General features: G+C 37.8%; 15 protein-coding genes and 2 pseudogenes. 9 read left to right on the top strand and 8 right to left on the bottom strand.

Annotation, left to right across the window (positions count from 1 at the left end; genetic code table 11):
• Window positions 1-60 precede the first annotated feature (60 nt).
• The 5 genes from nosZ to IPI59_01185 all read left to right on the top strand — a co-directional run bounded on the left by nosZ (window position 61) and on the right by IPI59_01185 (window position 5,876).
• On the top strand, window positions 61-2,001 hold the full coding sequence (gene nosZ / locus IPI59_01205; GenBank protein MBK7526187.1) for a Sec-dependent nitrous-oxide reductase: 1,941 nt from the start codon (window positions 61-63) through the stop codon (window positions 1,999-2,001).
• Between the two features lie 117 nt (window positions 2,002-2,118).
• A complete protein-coding gene (locus tag IPI59_01200) occupies window positions 2,119-3,153 on the top strand; it encodes a nitrous oxide reductase accessory protein NosL (protein MBK7526186.1) in 1,035 nt (344 codons plus the stop codon).
• Window positions 3,154-3,157: 4 nt separating this feature from the next.
• Entirely contained in the window at window positions 3,158-4,405 is a 1,248-nt protein-coding gene (locus IPI59_01195; protein ID MBK7526185.1) for a nitrous oxide reductase family maturation protein NosD, read from the top strand.
• The gene (locus IPI59_01190; protein MBK7526184.1) at window positions 4,402-5,112 is read left to right on the top strand and encodes an ATP-binding cassette domain-containing protein; all 711 of its coding nucleotides are present in this window, start codon (window positions 4,402-4,404) and stop codon (window positions 5,110-5,112) included. Before IPI59_01195 ends, IPI59_01190 begins: the two co-directional genes overlap by 4 nt.
• Complete coding sequence (locus tag IPI59_01185) at window positions 5,109-5,876, top strand: ABC transporter permease subunit (GenBank protein ID MBK7526183.1); 768 nt, start codon at window positions 5,109-5,111, stop codon at window positions 5,874-5,876. Before IPI59_01190 ends, IPI59_01185 begins: the two co-directional genes overlap by 4 nt.
• A 380-nt stretch (window positions 5,877-6,256) precedes the next feature.
• Here the strand turns inward: IPI59_01185 and IPI59_01180 are convergent.
• A pseudogene (locus tag IPI59_01180) lies at window positions 6,257-7,050 on the bottom strand (hypothetical protein).
• Window positions 7,051-7,409: 359 nt separating this feature from the next.
• Here IPI59_01180 and IPI59_01175 point away from each other — a divergent pair.
• The gene (locus IPI59_01175; GenBank protein ID MBK7526182.1) at window positions 7,410-8,078 is read left to right on the top strand and encodes a hypothetical protein; all 669 of its coding nucleotides are present in this window, start codon (window positions 7,410-7,412) and stop codon (window positions 8,076-8,078) included.
• 600 nt (window positions 8,079-8,678) lie between these two features.
• Here the strand turns inward: IPI59_01175 and IPI59_01170 are convergent.
• The 4 genes from IPI59_01170 to IPI59_01155 all read right to left on the bottom strand — a co-directional run bounded on the left by IPI59_01170 (window position 8,679) and on the right by IPI59_01155 (window position 11,247).
• A complete protein-coding gene (locus IPI59_01170) occupies window positions 8,679-9,155 on the bottom strand; it encodes a nucleoside deaminase (protein ID MBK7526181.1) in 477 nt (158 codons plus the stop codon).
• Between the two features lie 112 nt (window positions 9,156-9,267).
• Window positions 9,268-9,477, bottom strand: coding sequence for a hypothetical protein (locus IPI59_01165; protein MBK7526180.1), 210 nt, complete (start codon window positions 9,475-9,477; stop codon window positions 9,268-9,270).
• On the bottom strand, window positions 9,444-10,538 hold the full coding sequence (locus IPI59_01160) for a hypothetical protein (protein ID MBK7526179.1): 1,095 nt from the start codon (window positions 10,536-10,538) through the stop codon (window positions 9,444-9,446). Before IPI59_01160 ends, IPI59_01165 begins: the two co-directional genes overlap by 34 nt.
• A 199-nt stretch (window positions 10,539-10,737) precedes the next feature.
• Window positions 10,738-11,247, bottom strand: a complete 510-nt coding sequence (locus tag IPI59_01155) for a hypothetical protein (protein MBK7526178.1) — start codon at window positions 11,245-11,247, stop codon at window positions 10,738-10,740.
• Between the two features lie 274 nt (window positions 11,248-11,521).
• On the opposite strand from IPI59_01155, the gene IPI59_01150 reads away from it, so the two are divergent.
• Both IPI59_01150 and IPI59_01145 read left to right on the top strand, forming a co-directional pair.
• Window positions 11,522-11,824 carry a YdeI/OmpD-associated family protein gene (locus tag IPI59_01150; protein MBK7526177.1) on the top strand — a complete coding sequence of 101 codons (303 nt, stop codon included), beginning with the start codon at window positions 11,522-11,524 and terminating at the stop codon, window positions 11,822-11,824.
• Window positions 11,825-11,936: 112 nt separating this feature from the next.
• Window positions 11,937-12,692 (top strand): Bax inhibitor-1/YccA family protein, encoded by a 756-nt coding sequence (locus IPI59_01145; protein MBK7526176.1) that lies wholly within the window; start codon window positions 11,937-11,939, stop codon window positions 12,690-12,692.
• A gap of 13 nt (window positions 12,693-12,705) precedes the next feature.
• Here IPI59_01145 and IPI59_01140 read toward each other — a convergent pair whose 3' ends face one another.
• Window positions 12,706-13,131 (bottom strand): RloB domain-containing protein, encoded by a 426-nt coding sequence (locus IPI59_01140; GenBank protein ID MBK7526175.1) that lies wholly within the window; start codon window positions 13,129-13,131, stop codon window positions 12,706-12,708.
• A gap of 179 nt (window positions 13,132-13,310) precedes the next feature.
• Between IPI59_01140 and IPI59_01135 the strand changes: the two are divergent.
• A pseudogene (locus IPI59_01135) lies at window positions 13,311-14,077 on the top strand (IS5 family transposase).
• Window positions 14,078-14,080: 3 nt separating this feature from the next.
• Here IPI59_01135 and IPI59_01130 read toward each other — a convergent pair.
• Both IPI59_01130 and IPI59_01125 read right to left on the bottom strand, forming a co-directional pair.
• A complete protein-coding gene (locus IPI59_01130; protein MBK7526174.1) occupies window positions 14,081-14,278 on the bottom strand; it encodes a hypothetical protein in 198 nt (65 codons plus the stop codon).
• Window positions 14,262-15,539 carry an ATP-binding protein gene (locus IPI59_01125; protein MBK7526173.1) on the bottom strand — a complete coding sequence of 426 codons (1,278 nt, stop codon included), beginning with the start codon at window positions 15,537-15,539 and terminating at the stop codon, window positions 14,262-14,264. Before IPI59_01125 ends, IPI59_01130 begins: the two co-directional genes overlap by 17 nt.
• Between the last annotated feature and the right edge of the window lie 146 nt (window positions 15,540-15,685).

The raw sequence follows: 15,685 nt of genomic DNA, 5'->3' as shown, positions 1-15,685 counted from the left end.
TCTATTTAATAATAAAATATTTTAATCGTGAACACATTCAAAAATATAGCAATTACCGCAATGGTTTTTGCCTGCATTCTTATTGTTGGTTGTAAGCCGAAAGGCACCAGCGAAGCTGTGAGCGGTGGTGGCGCTGCCAAGGCGTATGTAGCCCCCGGCAAATACGATGAATTTTACAATTTTGTTTCAGGTGGATTTAGCGGACAAATGAGCGTATATGGCTTGCCAAGTGGCCGTCTGCTTCGCGTAATCCCCGTTTTCTCTGTTGACCCCGAAAAAGGCTGGGGTTACAGCGAAGAAACCAAACCCATGTTAAACACTTCGCATGGCTTTGTGCCTTGGGACGATTTGCACCACGTAGAAATGTCAATGACAAACGGCGTAGCAGATGGCAAATGGGCATTTGGCAACGGAAATAATACACCGCGTCTTGCCCGTGTAGATTTGAGAACCTTCCGCACTGCCGAAATTATAGAATTACCCAATAGTGCCGGAAACCACAGTTCGCCCTTTGGCACTGAAAATTCCGAATATATTGTTGCCAGTACACGCTTCAGCGTTCCCGAAGATGCCAACAGCGATGTGCCAATCGAGTCGTACAAAGAGAACTTCAAAGGCCATATCAGCTTTGTAAGCGTTGATAAAGAAAGCGGAGATATGAATTTAGCATTTCAATTAAAAACACCCGGCGTAAACTTTGACCTAGCGCGCGCAGGCAAAGGAAAATCGCACGGCTGGATGTTCTTTAGTTGCTACAATACCGAGCAGGCTAATACCTTACTTGAGGTTAATGCCTCTAAAAACGACAAAGACTTTATTATGGCTGTAAACTGGAAAAAAGCCGAAGAATACGTTAAAGCTGGTAAAGGCAAAAAACAAACTGTAAAGTATGCACACAACAAATTTGACGAGCATACCCATACCGCAACATCTACCATAAAAAATGAAGTTACTGTACTTGATATAACAGAATTTCCGGATATTGCCTACTTTATTCCTTGTCCAAAATCGCCTCACGGATGTGATGTTGACCCATCCGGAGAATATATTGTAGGTAGCGGTAAATTAGCTGCGTTGTTACCTGTATTTAGCTATGATAAAATCCAAAAAGCAATTGCCGACAATACTTTCGAACAAGATAAATTTGGCGGTGTACCCGTAATAAAATACGAAGCTGCCCTTTACGGCGAAGTAGAAAAACCCGGATTAGGTCCCTTGCATACCGAATTTGACGACCAAGGAAACGCCTATACTTCTTTCTTCGTTTCTTCAGAAGTAGTAAAATGGAATGTTAAAGATTTGAAAGTTTTAGACCGTCAGCCCACCTTCTACTCGGTAGGTCACTTAATGGTAGTAGGCGGAAATACCAAAAAACCAATTGGCAAATACCTTGTAGCCTATAACAAAATTACCAAAGACCGCTATTTGCCAACAGGCCCCGAGCTGTCGCAAAGTGCTCAATTATTTGACATCAGCGGCGACAAAATGGAACTAATCCTTGACTTCCCAACTATTGGCGAGCCCCACTATGCACAAGCCATACCGGCAAGTTTAATTATGGACAAGCAATTGAAAATCTTTGACATCAATGCCAACAACCACCCTTATGCCGCAAAAGGAGAAGACAAAACAAAAGTAGTACGCGAAGGCAACAAAGTACATGTAAATATGACAACCGTTCGCTCGCACTTAGCTCCGGATAATATTGAGGGTATTCAGGTTGGAGACGAGGTGTACTTCCACGTTACCAATTTAGAGCAAGACTGGGACGTGCCGCACGGGTTTGCCATTAAAGGAGCAAACAACGCCGAACTATTAATTATGCCCGGCGAAACAGTTACCTTGAAATGGTCTCCGGATAGAGCTGGCATTTTCCCCTACTACTGTACCGACTTCTGCTCGGCATTACACCAAGAAATGACAGGCTACCTAAGAGTATCGCCCAAGGGCAGTAAAGTTCCAATTTCCTATAAATTAGGAGATAAGTCGTCTGCCAAATAAAACTGGTAGTTTATAGTATTAAAATTTTAATTGTAAGGGCAGACGACTTTAGGGTTAAAGTTGTTTGCCCTTTTTTACCAAGCACACACAATCATACAAACTTTAAAATATATATAAATGAAATTTTCAACTTTAACTAAAGGACTTTTAATCATGGCTGCAGTTGCTGCAGTCGCTTCCTTATTTGTTCCTCTTTGGACTATTTATTTAGATGCCCCACAATATCCCGAAGGTCTAAAATTGCAGATTTGGGCAAACAATTTAACCGGCAATATTGATGTAATTAACGGTCTTAACCATTATATAGGAATGAAAACCTTGCGTGTAGAGGATTTTATAGAGTTTAAAGTTCTTCCTTACTTCCTCGTGGGGTTTGCCATTTTATTTTTAGCTACTGCATTTATCGGACGAAAAAAATTACTTTATATCGTTTTTTGGTCATTTATAACATTTGGCATTGTTTCAATAATAGATTTTTGGAAATGGGAATATGACTATGGCCATGACCTTAACCCGAATGCTGCCATTAAAGTGCCCGGAATGGCTTATCAGCCGCCGTTAATAGGCTATAAAAAGCTATTAAATTTCGGCGCATTTGCAATGCCCGACGTTGGTGGCTGGCTGCTTTCTGGAGTCGGTATTTTTTTGATCATTGCCGTATTGAACGAAGGGGGCTATTTGAAAAAATTTGGAAAAAAACAAACAATAGGAACTGTAGCAATGTTTCTTTTATTTTTTATGCTCCAATCTTGCGGAAATAGAGGCCCCGACCCTATTCAGTTAAACAAAGACACTTGTAGCAGTTGCAAAATGTCAATATCTCAAGGAAATTTTGCCGCTGAATTGATTACAAAAAAAGGGAGGACATATAAGTTTGATGATATGTTTTGTTTAAAAAATCACATCAAAGAAAACGCAGGCGAAGAAGGAGCAAATTTTTACGTAGGTGATTATACCAAAGAAAACGAATTAATTGACGCCACTACCGCATGGTATGTGCAATCTGAAAATATTAGTAGCCCAATGGGTGGCCAAATTGCTGCCTTTGCCGACAAGGCTGCAGCCGAAAAATTAGCGGCCCAGCACCAAACGCAAATAAAAAGCTGGAATGATATAAAATCTTCAGCCCCCGCGAAAGAAACACCAAAATAAAATAATGAATGTCATTTATAAAACATTCTTTCTGTTCTGCCTTACAATAGCGTTCAGCCATATAACAACAGCAAAAACAATTGATGTGGGCAGCGGTAAATTATTTACTGCAATAAAACCGGCCTTAACAAGTGCCCAAGAAGGAGATACCGTAAATATTTACAAAGGCATATACAAAGAAGGCAATATTATTATAGATAAAGCCTTAACCATAATGGGTAAAGATTTTCCGGTAATAGACGGAGAATTAGCACACGAAATCATTTCGATAAAATGCAGCAACGTAACCATTTCTGGACTTAAACTTATCAATAGCGGTAGGTCGGCAATGACCGACCCGGCTGCGGTAAAGGCATATAACGTCAATAATATCCGGATAGAAAACAATGAGTTGGAAAATAACTTTTTTGGCATCTATCTTCAATATGTCTCTAATTGCCAAGTAAAAAACAACAACCTGTTTGCTTCGCAAGAAAAAGAATATTTATCCGGAAATGGTGTTCACTGCTGGAAAAGTGATAGCCTGCAAATAATCGGGAATAAAATTTTTGGGCACCGCGATGGCATTTATTTCGAATTTGTAACCGGATCGGTAATTTGGAGGAATATTGCCCACAACAATTTGCGTTACGGGCTGCATTTTATGTTTGCACACAATAACGCCTATTTTACAAATTATTTTAAAAATAATGGTGCCGGCGTTGCCGTAATGTTTACTAAAAAAGTGGTATTTATGAATAATACCTTTGAAGAAAACTGGGGCGATGCTGCTTATGGTGTACTGTTTAAAGAACTGTCAGACTGCTATCTTTCGGGCAATATATTCTATAAAAATACAACGGGTATTTTCTTTGATGGGTCGAACCGAATTGTGGCCGAAAGAAACCTTTTTAAAGGCAACGGGTGGGCCTTGCGCATGCAGGCAAATTGTATGGACAATAAAATAGAACATAATAATTTTTTAGGAAATATTTTTGATGTAACAACCAATGGAACCCTAATGCTTAGCCAGTTTGCCGAAAATTATTGGGACAAATATCAGGGCTACGATTTGAACAAAGACATTATTGGCGATGTTCCTTATCATCCATTAAGTTTGTATGCCGTTATTGTAGAAAAAAACCCTCCGGCAATGCTATTATACCAAAGTTTTATGATTTCGCTTTTAGATAAATCGGAGAAAGTTTTACCCTCACTTACGCCCGAAAATTTTGTTGACAAAACGCCAAGAATGCTGCCATATACCTTATGATAGAAATAAAAAACCTGACAAAAAGATTTGGAAAATTTACCGCAATAGATAAACTGAACCTCAATTTGAACCTTGGAGAATGTATTGCTTTAATAGGACCAAACGGTTGCGGTAAAACGACTTTGATAAAATCTATTTTAGGAATGGTTTTACCCGACGAGGGCACCATTTTTTTTGCCGGAAAAAGCATAAAAGCCGACAATAACTACAGAAGCAAAATAGGCTATATGCCACAAATTGGGCGATACCCCGAAAATATGTCTATTGGGCATGTTATTGAAATGATTCAAAGCATACGGTCTGCACCAAACAAATTAGACTTGGATTTATACCAGCAATTTGAAATAGGCAAAATCTTAGATAAAAAAATGAGGACTTTAAGTGGCGGCACTACACAAAAAGTAAGTGCAACCTTAGCTTTTATGTTCAATACCCAAGTGCTCATTTTAGACGAACCAACAGCAGGCTTAGACCCCGTAGCTTCCGAAATTCTAAAAGAAAAAATAAATGATGCGAAGAAAAAAGGCTGCTTGGTTTTAATCACGTCTCATATATTAAGCGAGTTAGAAGGCATTGCAAGTCAAATAGTATTTATGCAAGAGGGAAAACTGATTTTGCACAAAAGTACCGCCGATTTGCGCGCCTATACCGGGCAAGAAACCATTGCAAAATCTATTGTTCATTTATTAAAAGCACAAAAAACATGAACAAAGTTTTGAAATATGCCGCCTTAGATATTCTGAAAAATAAAATCGTAATTGCCTACACCGTTATGTTGGCTTTATTTGCATGGAGCGCGTTTAGCCTTGAAGACAATGCCGCAAAAGGCATTTTGACCCTGCTAAATATTATTTTGCTGACCGTACCTTTGGTATCTGTATTGTTCTCTACTATTTATGTTTACAACAGCAGCGAATTTATTGAGCTTTTGGTTAGCCAGCCCATTAAACGAAGCAAAATTTGGACTGCGCTGTTCATAGGCTTATCATTGGCTTTGGTATTGGCTTATATTGTTGGGGCAGGTATTCCTTTGCTAATTTTTGCCGACTTAGGCACGGCATTAATGATGATTGTGGCTGGCTCAATGCTAAGTATTATTTTTGTGGCAGTGGCATTTTTATGCAGCATCCTTACACGCGACAAAGCCAAAGGAGTGGGTATTTCGCTTATTGTATGGCTGTATTTTTCTTTGTTGTTCGATGGGTTGGTTTTATTTCTGTTCTTTCAGTTTGCCGACTACCCCATCGAAAAAATTGTAGTTGGCTTAAGCGCTTTAAGTCCGGTAGATATGTGCCGAATTTTAATTTTATTGCGTTTAGATGTAGCCGCAATGCTGGGAATGACAGGAGCTGTTTTTAAAGATAATTTTGGTAGCGGCGGAGGTCTGCTCCTATCATTCGGGATATTGGCACTATGGATAATTATTCCTTTTATTATTTCGCTTAAAAAGTTTAGAAAAAAGGACTTGTAATTTTATATACAACCCTATTTTTTTTGAGCCGGAAATCCTTAAACAAATGGCAAGGGTTTTCGGCTTTTTAATTTTCCGGAGACTTACTATGTTAATGTAAAACAAAACAGCAAAGAAAAATAACACCTCTGATGCAAATTTTGGAGTAATGGACATTTTTAATGCTATTTTTTAGACGCTTGGTTCAAGTGGACATTTTTAATGCTGTTTTTTTATTCACTTTTTTACATTATTCTTGAATATTTTATTTCTTTGCATGTCTGTAAAAACGGAAACAAGCTCTGCTGGGGAGCAACTTGTCAGGATAAAACAGATGCTTGACGAATAACTTATCAAAGGCTTACTGTATATTGTAAGCCTTTGATATTTTCAGAAAGCCCTTATACCTTTAAAAACCCATCTATAAATTTCATTTTCCGTTTCCCATTGATAGGCCATTATGGTTTCTTAATTTGTTTTTTAAATCTGCGAAATGTCCATCAATAGCATTGGTTGTGTTAGGTATTTGAAGTCCCTGTTATCGTGTCAAGTAAACAACCTGGCGAAATTATTCTTCAAACTACGATAAGCACTTCTAAGCCTTTTATGCGTATAAAAACGATTTGTTTGTAGTCGGATTTACAGTTCTCTCGTTTAGAAACACTTTCCATTTTTCAAGCCATAGCCCTAATGCTCCGACAAAGCTTTCTTTGTCTGTTTGCTTCATCAAATCTACAACATCCATCAGCTCTTGTGCAGCTTTTAGTTTGGCTTACGGGTCAAATATCTTCGAATTATTGCTGCTTGATGAAACTGCACATTTGAACAGGAATACCCCTTAAACGACGCAATTAAGCCTTTTCTTCCGTCACAAACAATAGCCGAAATAGTAAAACCTCGCCTTTTAACTCCTTAATTCCTTCTATATACAGCCCATTTGTCTCTGTCTTCACATAATATTTCAAAAGGTTTTCTTTGGTGTAGGCATCTTTAAAAAGCATTACGCCAAAACCCCGCTCCCAATAGGTGGTGTCCATTAATACAACGACTACTCTACCTGTTTTTTCCTAGCCACTATTTTAATCTTGTCTAACCGCCTTTGAATCGTTTTAACAGAACAATTATACTTGTGAGCTAACCGCAAATAGGTCTGTTTACCACTTTTGTATTCTTCCCATATTTGCTCGTTATTGATGCGTTGCCCACCTAAAAATTGTTTATTACAGCAGGCACATTTATATCGCTGTTTACCTTTACTAACCCATTTTTCTTGGTAACAGAACTACCGCAGTAAAAGCACTTTTTTTATTCATAACCTTTGATTGTCCTCAAAGCTAATAATATTAAGCTTTCCAGACGATTTTAGCATCATTTTTGTCCATTAAGCCCAAATTTTTAATCCGGTACAATTACCCCCGAAAAAAACCTTAATTTTGTATTGCCCCTATTTCCGGAATTAATAAATTCTGCCTTTCTGCCTAATAAACCGTACTAAGGCAAAAACTTTATCTGTTAGTAAGCTAATTTTATAACATCCAAAATAATAATAAAATTATGAATAAGCTGATTCTAATTTTCGGATGGTTGATTTTGATATCCTGCAACCTAATTAAGTCCGACCCAAATAAAACTGCGCAAACAAATGCAAATACGGATACCACCCTAACTTCGATAGATTTGGGACATGGATTCAAAATTACCTTTGGGCAGGCAGAAGATTACACCGATTTTAAGACTTATTGGGACACAAAACTGTACAAAGACGATGCACTCCTATTTAATGATTCTATAACCGAGTTTGAGGTTAAAGACAAATACCCGTCTCTGCGAAAAATACGCAATGGTTACGAGATGCTTTTGTTTGTAAATGACCGACCTGATATTGATAAATTGCTTTTGCTAAAAATATACAACAACACGGTTGCCTCACAAGCCATGATTCCATATTTTGAAATGGTACCAAAAGACGTTGATGCTGACGGCAAGCCTGAGTTGGCCGGAATAATGAGCTATTATCAAATGGGGGGCGAAAATGGACATAAAATGCCTTACGTGCCAATTCTTGTTTATGAGTACACCGATTGGGGCATTACACTTGATACGGTAGAGACCAAAAATGTAAATAGGCGTGTATATGGCAAATTTTATGGTTTTGAATACAGCGAAAAATACGAATTTAAAGGCAACGAAAGATTTGGAAAGGAGTTAAATAAATTTAAATAGCCCGCGCCTACGGCCAGCGGTTTAGCCATCAAAAGGGGCGAACAGTTTTTAAGGTAAAGATTTTAAAAAATGGCGAATAGACGCTACGTCTCCATGAAGTAACTCATCCGGAATATTTTTAACAAAGGGGTTCCCGTATAAGTATAAGTATGAAGTTGTTTAAAAATTAGTTTCTTGAACTAATTTGAAACTATGTACTACTAAAGTAATTGCAAAACTAAGTTGTCAATATATTTGTTTTACATTTTACAGCCTGTTTTATCTCAATAGTTTCTTAGTATCAAGTCCTTAAAACTGCCACACCATTTAATGCTTAAACAAATTCTATGTGTCTATGTGGTTAATTATTATGGTTTAATTCTTAAACAACTTCTATATTAATTTTGGAAATTGCTTGAGGAACGGCAAGAAACAAATTATTTTAAGTGGTTCGCTAAAATTAGTTTTTTGTGGTAAATGCTTTATAATGAACTACTTATTGCATTATTCATTGTTAATTATCAATTATCAATTACTTATGGGCTGTTTAATTTTGGGTTTCGATAGCTGGCAGGGTTTTTAAAGAGATATATATCTTTTTTAAATAGTGTCGGTGTTTTTTTAGTATTCGGTTCTGTTCGTTTTTTCTGCCCACATTTTAAATGCCACCAATGCTTCCTCTCTAAGTATTTGTTCTGTTTTTATGTTTCTGTTTTCAATGGGTAGTTCTATTTCCTTGTAAATAAAGGCATCATCAAATTCTATTGCCGCTGCATCATTTTTTGTGCAGGCAAAAACTATTCTGTCAGGTCGGGCCCAATAAATTGCACCTAAGCACATAGGGCAAGGCTCGCACGAGGTGTATAAAACGCAGCCATCGAGTTGAAAACTGTTTAAATTTTTGCAAGCATCTCTAATAGCCACCACCTCGGCGTGGGCGGTTGGGTCGTTGGTTGAGGTAACTTTATTATTGCCACGGCCAACAATTTTGCCCTCTTTAACAACAACAGCACCAAAAGGTCCGCCTTCGTTGTTTGTCATTCCTAAAACAGATAAGGCAATTGCCTCTCGCATAAAATTTTCGTCTGAATTAGTCATAAAATCAAAAAATTATCCGGATAAAAAAACAAAAACGAAAGATACGTTATTTTAAATAAACGCATCTCTCGTTTTCATTTCCTTTTACAAATAAAAACCAATTGGCTTTAGTTTAGTATAAAACAGCACTATAACCTATGTGCCCCGCGTTCTTTTTATATATATTAAAGTCCAATATAGTAACATTGCCGTCAAAACTAACATCGGCAGATAAGTATTTGTTTAATTTTGAGGCATTGGGCAAATAGTGGTTATTATAATCTCCGGTTACAATACGCCCGTCGTCGCTCATATCGCCGCTAATAGCCCCCCAAATTGGCAAAAACTAGGTTTTACGCTAAAAGTATCAATATCAATAGATGCCAATTTATAAGCCTGGTCGCCGGCATTATAGCCCAAGGCTTGGTACGCGCCCACGCTAAAATCGTAGGGAGTAAGGTTGGGCAAGTATATAGGCATGGCGCTCATAACATCAACGTGCGAGCGCGGCCTTACAATTACATAGTAATTTGTATTGGGGTCAATACCGCTAAAAGATATAGCTTCGTTATTATCTAAATCGGTTATAAGCCCACTTGAGCGCAAAACGCCCACTTTTCGTTTAAAAACGGTTTGTTTGGTTAGTGGTTTTCGCAGTTCTACCAATACCCAGTCCACCACATCGGTTGGCATGGCATCTACCGACTCCACTTTTTCGCTGCCTGTGTATAGCCAAGGCGAGTTGTTAAACGGTTGTTTGGTTGGCAATAGTTTTTTGTCGCGGAGGTCGGTGCGCATGGTGCCGGTGCCGCTTATATAGCAGCCTTCGAGCAAAAGCCTAAGTTTGGCATATACCGGGTTGTTGCAGCCACTAACTTTGGGGGTGTGGGTGCAGCCAAGTTCGGTTGAGCAGCCGTCAATAGTATTGGGGTCTTTGTCGTTACAAATAGAAACAGCAATACTGTCGGCGCGTTTTTGGCAAATTACGTCCCATTTGGTTTGGCAGCAATAGCCATCAACCCAAACTACTTGCACAATTAAGCCCTCGAGGTCTATAGGTGGGTTGGGGCCGGGTGGCGGCATATCGCTGTAGTACGAGTTGCAAATATTTGGGCATTTTGGCATGTATAAATTTTTACACCCGTCAACAGTGCATTGGTTTAGGGTGCAGGCTTTGCCGTCATCGCAAAAACCTATCAGTTGGTTATAGCAATAATCGTCAAATACATCGGTGCAGCAAAAGGTATAGTTTGCCAAAAAGGTTTGCATACAGGGGTAATCTTCGGGGTAAGGGGGCGGGTACGATGTACAGTACGATGCGCAGTCTTGCGCCGCAATATTAGCAACGCCAAACAAGCTGCTCGACAGGCAAAAAATGAGGATTAATTGTATAAACTTTTTCATTTTACTTTAACTTAAAAATTTATTATTGGGCAAAAATAACAAATACATCCGGATAAAATTAGCACGAAGTAGTATTTTGGCCTTTGTTTCTTGTTATTATTTGATAATTACTTGTATAGATACTATGTTTTTTTTCGTTTGACTTGAATTAGTGTATTAACGTGTGGCAACATTTATATTATTCATGTCTGTTTCCGGATTATTTTTTTTCGACAAAGGGTTTAAACTCCGGATACAGGTCAATATTTTGGCGAATATGTTGTTTGCGTGCTTCGTTAAAACTGTTCCACCAGTCGGCGGGGGTGCGGTCGGCAAATTTATTTTTGTAAGTCGCTACAAAAGTATCGGGCAGGGCGTTATGGGTGTTTGTTTGTTGGGTTTCGTCGGCTTCGAGGTTTGGGTCGGCTAAGGCAAAATCGCGGTATTGCGGAAAATCGTTCAAGTTTTCGCGGATATAGTTGCGGCGCGAGGGGGTTAGACTTAACCATTGTTGGTAGGGGTCAAGCTGGCCAAAAATTATATCGTCAACGGCATCGGTGCTTTTGGTATTTTTAGTAGTTATATTGGGCTTGGCATTGGTGCTTGTTTGTGCTGCCGTTTGCGGGGTGTTGTCGCGAGTGGTATTACAAGCATAGGTTAGGGATATGGTTGCTACCAACCAGCTAATAAAAAACCAGCGGCCATAAATATTGCAAAAATATGTTTTCATGACAAACACAAAGGTAATATTATTTTCCATAACTACCCCAAACAAGGGATTATTTTTTTGCATCCGGTTTAGAACTTGACAAACCCGCCCCGCCCCAAAAATTTATCCGGATAAATTTGCTTAAACTTTAAACCCAACAAAAAAACTAGCGACAGAATTTTGAGTAAAATTCTTAACTTTGTAGAAACATTTATCGAAGAAATGAATTTTAATTGATTCAAAGCAAAACCAGCCAAATAAACGGCAAGAAAAATTTTGATTAACACAATATGATATGACAATAAAACCTTTAGATGGTATATTGCACCAAATTCCGGATGATATACAAGCCGCACTGGGGTTAGATGCCGATATTATTACAAGATGGAATAAACTTACCTCCATTCAGCGCAATGAGTGGATTTGCTGGGTTACCATCGTCAAAAAAGCTGAAACCCGCACAGAACACATTGACCGCATGATAGCAGAGTTGAAACAAGGAATAAGGCAACCCTGCTGCTGGCCCGGATGCCCCCACCGAAGGCCAAAAGCCGAAAAATGGTTTAAAAATCCAAAAAATACCGACTGCGCAATATAAGTTCAACATTAACCAATTTTATTTATATGTTTGCCACCTGCTAATTTTGCGCAAGCACTCATCAAAACAGCAAGCACAAGCAAAGCAAACGCAATTAAAAAATAACAATACTATGGCACTATTCAAATCGGGTAACCCGGCACTTACCGCCGACACCTTCGACAATTTAGAGCGGGTTGCCTACAAAGACAATAATGTAATGACCCTGCAAGGCACCGTCAACAAATCGGCAATACTTTTAATTGCCGTTATTGTACCGGCAATTTATACCTGGAATCTTTTTACTGCCACCAACGATTTTTCGTCAATTATGCCCTATTTTTGGACGGGTACCCTTGGCGGCTTAGTGCTTGCTTTTGTGATTGTTTTTAATAAAGACTGGTCGCCATATTTAGCACCGATATATGCAGTGCTTCAAGGGCTTTACTTGGGTGGACTTTCGGCGCTTGTAAATTCCAAATTTCCGGGAATTGTTATGCAGGCGCTTTTGCTCACGTTTGGTATTTTTGCCGTCTTACTCGTCATTTACAAATTAAAAATTATTAAAGTAACCGAAAACTTTAAACTCATTGTTGCCTCGGCCACTATGGGCGTAGCCTTATATTATATGGTAAGTTTGGGGCTTTCATTTTGGGGTGTTCAGTTGCCATTTATACACCAAAACGATATAAACGGCATAATTTTTAGCTTGTTTGTGGTGGTGCTTGCCGCCATGAATTTAGTAGTTGATTTTGATTTTATAGAACAAGGCGCCGAAAGAAGAGCACCTAAATATATGGAGTGGTATGGCGCTTTTGGACTAATGGTTACCATAATATGGTTATACATCGAAATTTTAAGGCTGCTTGCAAAATCAAGAGATAAGTAATAAGGCTCGACATTTATTCAAAGTATTTTTTCAGTTCGGCTGCGTGAAATAAAAACTCCATTTCGCACAGTGCCTTTTTAGGGTATTCCTCGTCAAAATTTCCAAGGGCAGTCGCGTTTGCCAAACCGGTTGAAAGGAAGGGTTTTAATTTTAAATAAATATCGTCGTTTTGCTTCGTATAGAACTTTTGCGTTTTTTCGTAATTTGGTATGTGTTTATTTAAGGCAGCTTCTGCACTTTTGCAAGTGGAGAAAAATTTTGATGTTTTCTCAAAATGAAGCAGAAACCAAAACTCAAGGCAAGGATTGTTTACTATTACAACAACGTTTGTAAACTTGGTGAAGAGGTTTGTTCTATATTCTTCAAACGTTTTTAGTGGCGATTTTTCTCTTTTTGGTCCTTTTTTTTCTTCGTCAATAACCGTATCGAAATCAATTATCCAAAAAACTTTTGTAAACTCTTTGTTTGCTAAGAGACTGTCTAAAAATTAAAAATTGGCATGCCAGTCCTAAAAATTGATAGGAAAAAAGTTATTAAAAGAGATGTGAATAAAAGACTATCAGTTTGACGTTTAAATAATAATTCATAGCTTTATGAAAATCAAACACATAAAGTAAAATGAAAACCTACCCAAGCAGTCTCACCGATAGTCAATGGAGTGCAATATTAGGCATTTTAGACGACAAACGGAAACGAAAACACAGTTTAAGAGAAATTTTTAATGCGCTGTTCTATTTGCTTAAAACTGGCTGTCAATGGCGCATGCTGCCGTTCCATTTTCCGTCATGGAAGCTTGTTTACTACTATTTTACCAAGTGGAAGAAGGATGGGACGATAGAACTCATCCATGAAATACTCAGGGATAAGACTCGAAAGCAAGCAGGCAGGGCTTCATCGCCAAGTGTTGGTATAATTGATAGCCAGAGCGTAAAGACAACAAGCGTCGGAGGCTTGTGCAGAGGGATTGACGGGGGTAAAAAAGTTAAAGGCAGAAAGCGGCATATTATTGTAGATACAATGGGACTACTTTTAGCGGTTGTGGTTCATGCGGCAAATGAGCATGACAGTAAATCAGCCCCAATGGTTATAGCTGACCTCAGAGGCAGGTTTTGCAGATTGGTAAAGATAGTAGCTGATGGCGGGTATAGAGGCGAGTTAATTGAAAATACCCGCAAAACGTTTGGGTGGGTGGTTGAGGTTGTAAGTAGATCGAATACAGCCTCGAAATTCGAAGTATTGCCAAAAGATGGATTGTTGAAAGAACTTTTGCATGGCTCGAAAGCTATCGAAGATTGAGTAAAGACTTTGAGTTCCAAACCGAAACGAGCCAGACAATGATCCAACTTGCCATGATAAAATTGATGCTTAATAGAATTAGAAAATAAAATTTAGACAGGCTCTAAATCACAAACTAAATCGTATTGTTCTTTTACACGTTTTTTGTTTGGAATTTCTGGTTTTATGCTTACACGAATATCCCGTTCGTTTCGTTTTAGCATTTGCAAATACCAAACCTCGGTTTCTCCATCAACCACAACGGCAAAAGCGGGGATTGTTTTGGGTACGTTTCTATTGGTTTTTCTCATGGGTTAAATCTATAAAAGTGTCGCCCAAATTAGGAGTAGCGCTTAGTTTACCAGTTTTGTAAGCGTTTAAAATATTTGTGGTGTTGCGAATAACCGTGCTGTCGAAATCGGCTAAAGAATAAACTTGGGTAGCGCTACCTTTTTGTTTATCGGTAAACCATATTGCGTCGTTTCTAAAAATGTCTTTATTGTCTAAAATTTCTCTGTTGTGGGTTGTTGCTATAAGTTGAGATTTTTTGGCATTTAAAAGAAAACTAAGCAAAAAATGCAAATACAAATCGGGGTGCAAAGAGGCTTCCAATTCATCAATAGGCAATGCTGTTGGTTTTTTGATTATATAAGCCAATAAGCCGGCAAAGCCGAGATAACGGTTGGTTCCTTGCGATTCAAGCTCTAATGGCAAAGTATATTTAGTGTTGTTTACTGTGTGCGCAACTTCAAAATAATACATGGATTCTTTGCTTCTTTCGAGGAGAAACTCCGATAATTTATTACCAAAAACACTTATGTCTCTTTCTATAATATCAATAGCAGAGATATTAAAATCCGCTTTCTTTAAAATTGAAACAACGTCAGCGTTTGAGATTTGTTTCCCAAGAATCATTCTTTTTACAAAATTATTCAACAAAGAAGTATCTTCCGGAACAATTAGTTTGAATAAATAATTTTTAAACCAATCACTAACTTCTTGCAATTCTTTAAGGTCTATATTTGTTTTCAAATACCCACCCAAAACAGTATTATTCCAAATTGTATTGGCTTCAAGTATTTTTTTTGTTGTTTTGTCAATAGAAATTTTGCTGCCAAATTCTATTTTGGCAACCTGATTCTCTAAATTGGTTTTTCGCTTAAAAATATTGGCTTTGTTGGGGTTGTAATAATACAATTCCTCAGACAAAATCGCCTTTTTTATAAATTCAACTTCATAGTAGTATTTTACCTCGTTTTGAAAAAACTCAATTGAAATAACGGAAGGTTGTTTAGGCGTATTGGGGTCAAATAAAAAAGGTTCAAAGTTTAATATATTCGTTTTTTTCTCTTGCGGGGCAATAACAAGTTTCCTCAAAAAATCAAGTGCTTTAAGTATCGTTGTTTTTCCGGATGCATTTGCGCCATAAATCAAGGCGAGTTTTAAAAGTCTATGCCCACCAATATTTACAATATAGGTATCTTCAAGATGTGTTGTTTTGTCTGCCTCAAAAGAGAGTATTTGTTTGTCTTTTATGGAGCCAAAATTTTGAATACTAAAATTTATAATCATTTTTTTCTTTTTTATATTGTAAGTGGTTGGCAAATTTACGAATAAAAAGAACAAAAAAACAAATTTTAGGTTCAAAAAATGTAAATAATTTACAAATTCTATCCATCTACGGGTGTTTTTATTTTATTTTCCGGATATTTTAAATG

It is taken from the genome of Sphingobacteriales bacterium (assembly GCA_016706405.1).
Classification (GTDB): domain Bacteria; phylum Bacteroidota; class Bacteroidia; order Chitinophagales; family UBA2359; genus BJ6.
The sequence above is the reverse complement of the archived record's forward strand: the minus strand, read 5'-3'. Positions and strand labels throughout refer to the sequence as shown.

Bases quoted from the DNA above. Each gene is read 5' to 3' on its own strand.
- IPI59_01190 (MBK7526184.1), top strand. From the start codon at position 4,402: ATGATAGAAATAAAAAACCTGACAAAAAGATTTGGAAAATTTACCGCA.
- IPI59_01185 (MBK7526183.1), top strand. From the start codon at position 5,109: ATGAACAAAGTTTTGAAATATGCCGCCTTAGATATTCTGAAAAATAAA.
- IPI59_01170 (MBK7526181.1), bottom strand. From the start codon at position 9,155: ATGACTAATTCAGACGAAAATTTTATGCGAGAGGCAATTGCCTTATCT.
- IPI59_01155 (MBK7526178.1), bottom strand. From the start codon at position 11,247: ATGAAAACATATTTTTGCAATATTTATGGCCGCTGGTTTTTTATTAGC.
- nosZ (MBK7526187.1), top strand. From the start codon at position 61: ATGGTTTTTGCCTGCATTCTTATTGTTGGTTGTAAGCCGAAAGGCACC.
- IPI59_01175 (MBK7526182.1), top strand. From the start codon at position 7,410: ATGAATAAGCTGATTCTAATTTTCGGATGGTTGATTTTGATATCCTGC.
- IPI59_01125 (MBK7526173.1), bottom strand. From the start codon at position 15,539: ATGATTATAAATTTTAGTATTCAAAATTTTGGCTCCATAAAAGACAAA.
- IPI59_01130 (MBK7526174.1), bottom strand. From the start codon at position 14,278: ATGAGAAAAACCAATAGAAACGTACCCAAAACAATCCCCGCTTTTGCC.
- IPI59_01160 (MBK7526179.1), bottom strand. From the start codon at position 10,538: ATGAAAAAGTTTATACAATTAATCCTCATTTTTTGCCTGTCGAGCAGC.
- IPI59_01195 (MBK7526185.1), top strand. From the start codon at position 3,158: ATGAATGTCATTTATAAAACATTCTTTCTGTTCTGCCTTACAATAGCG.
- IPI59_01150 (MBK7526177.1), top strand. From the start codon at position 11,522: ATGACAATAAAACCTTTAGATGGTATATTGCACCAAATTCCGGATGAT.
- IPI59_01200 (MBK7526186.1), top strand. From the start codon at position 2,119: ATGAAATTTTCAACTTTAACTAAAGGACTTTTAATCATGGCTGCAGTT.
- IPI59_01145 (MBK7526176.1), top strand. From the start codon at position 11,937: ATGGCACTATTCAAATCGGGTAACCCGGCACTTACCGCCGACACCTTC.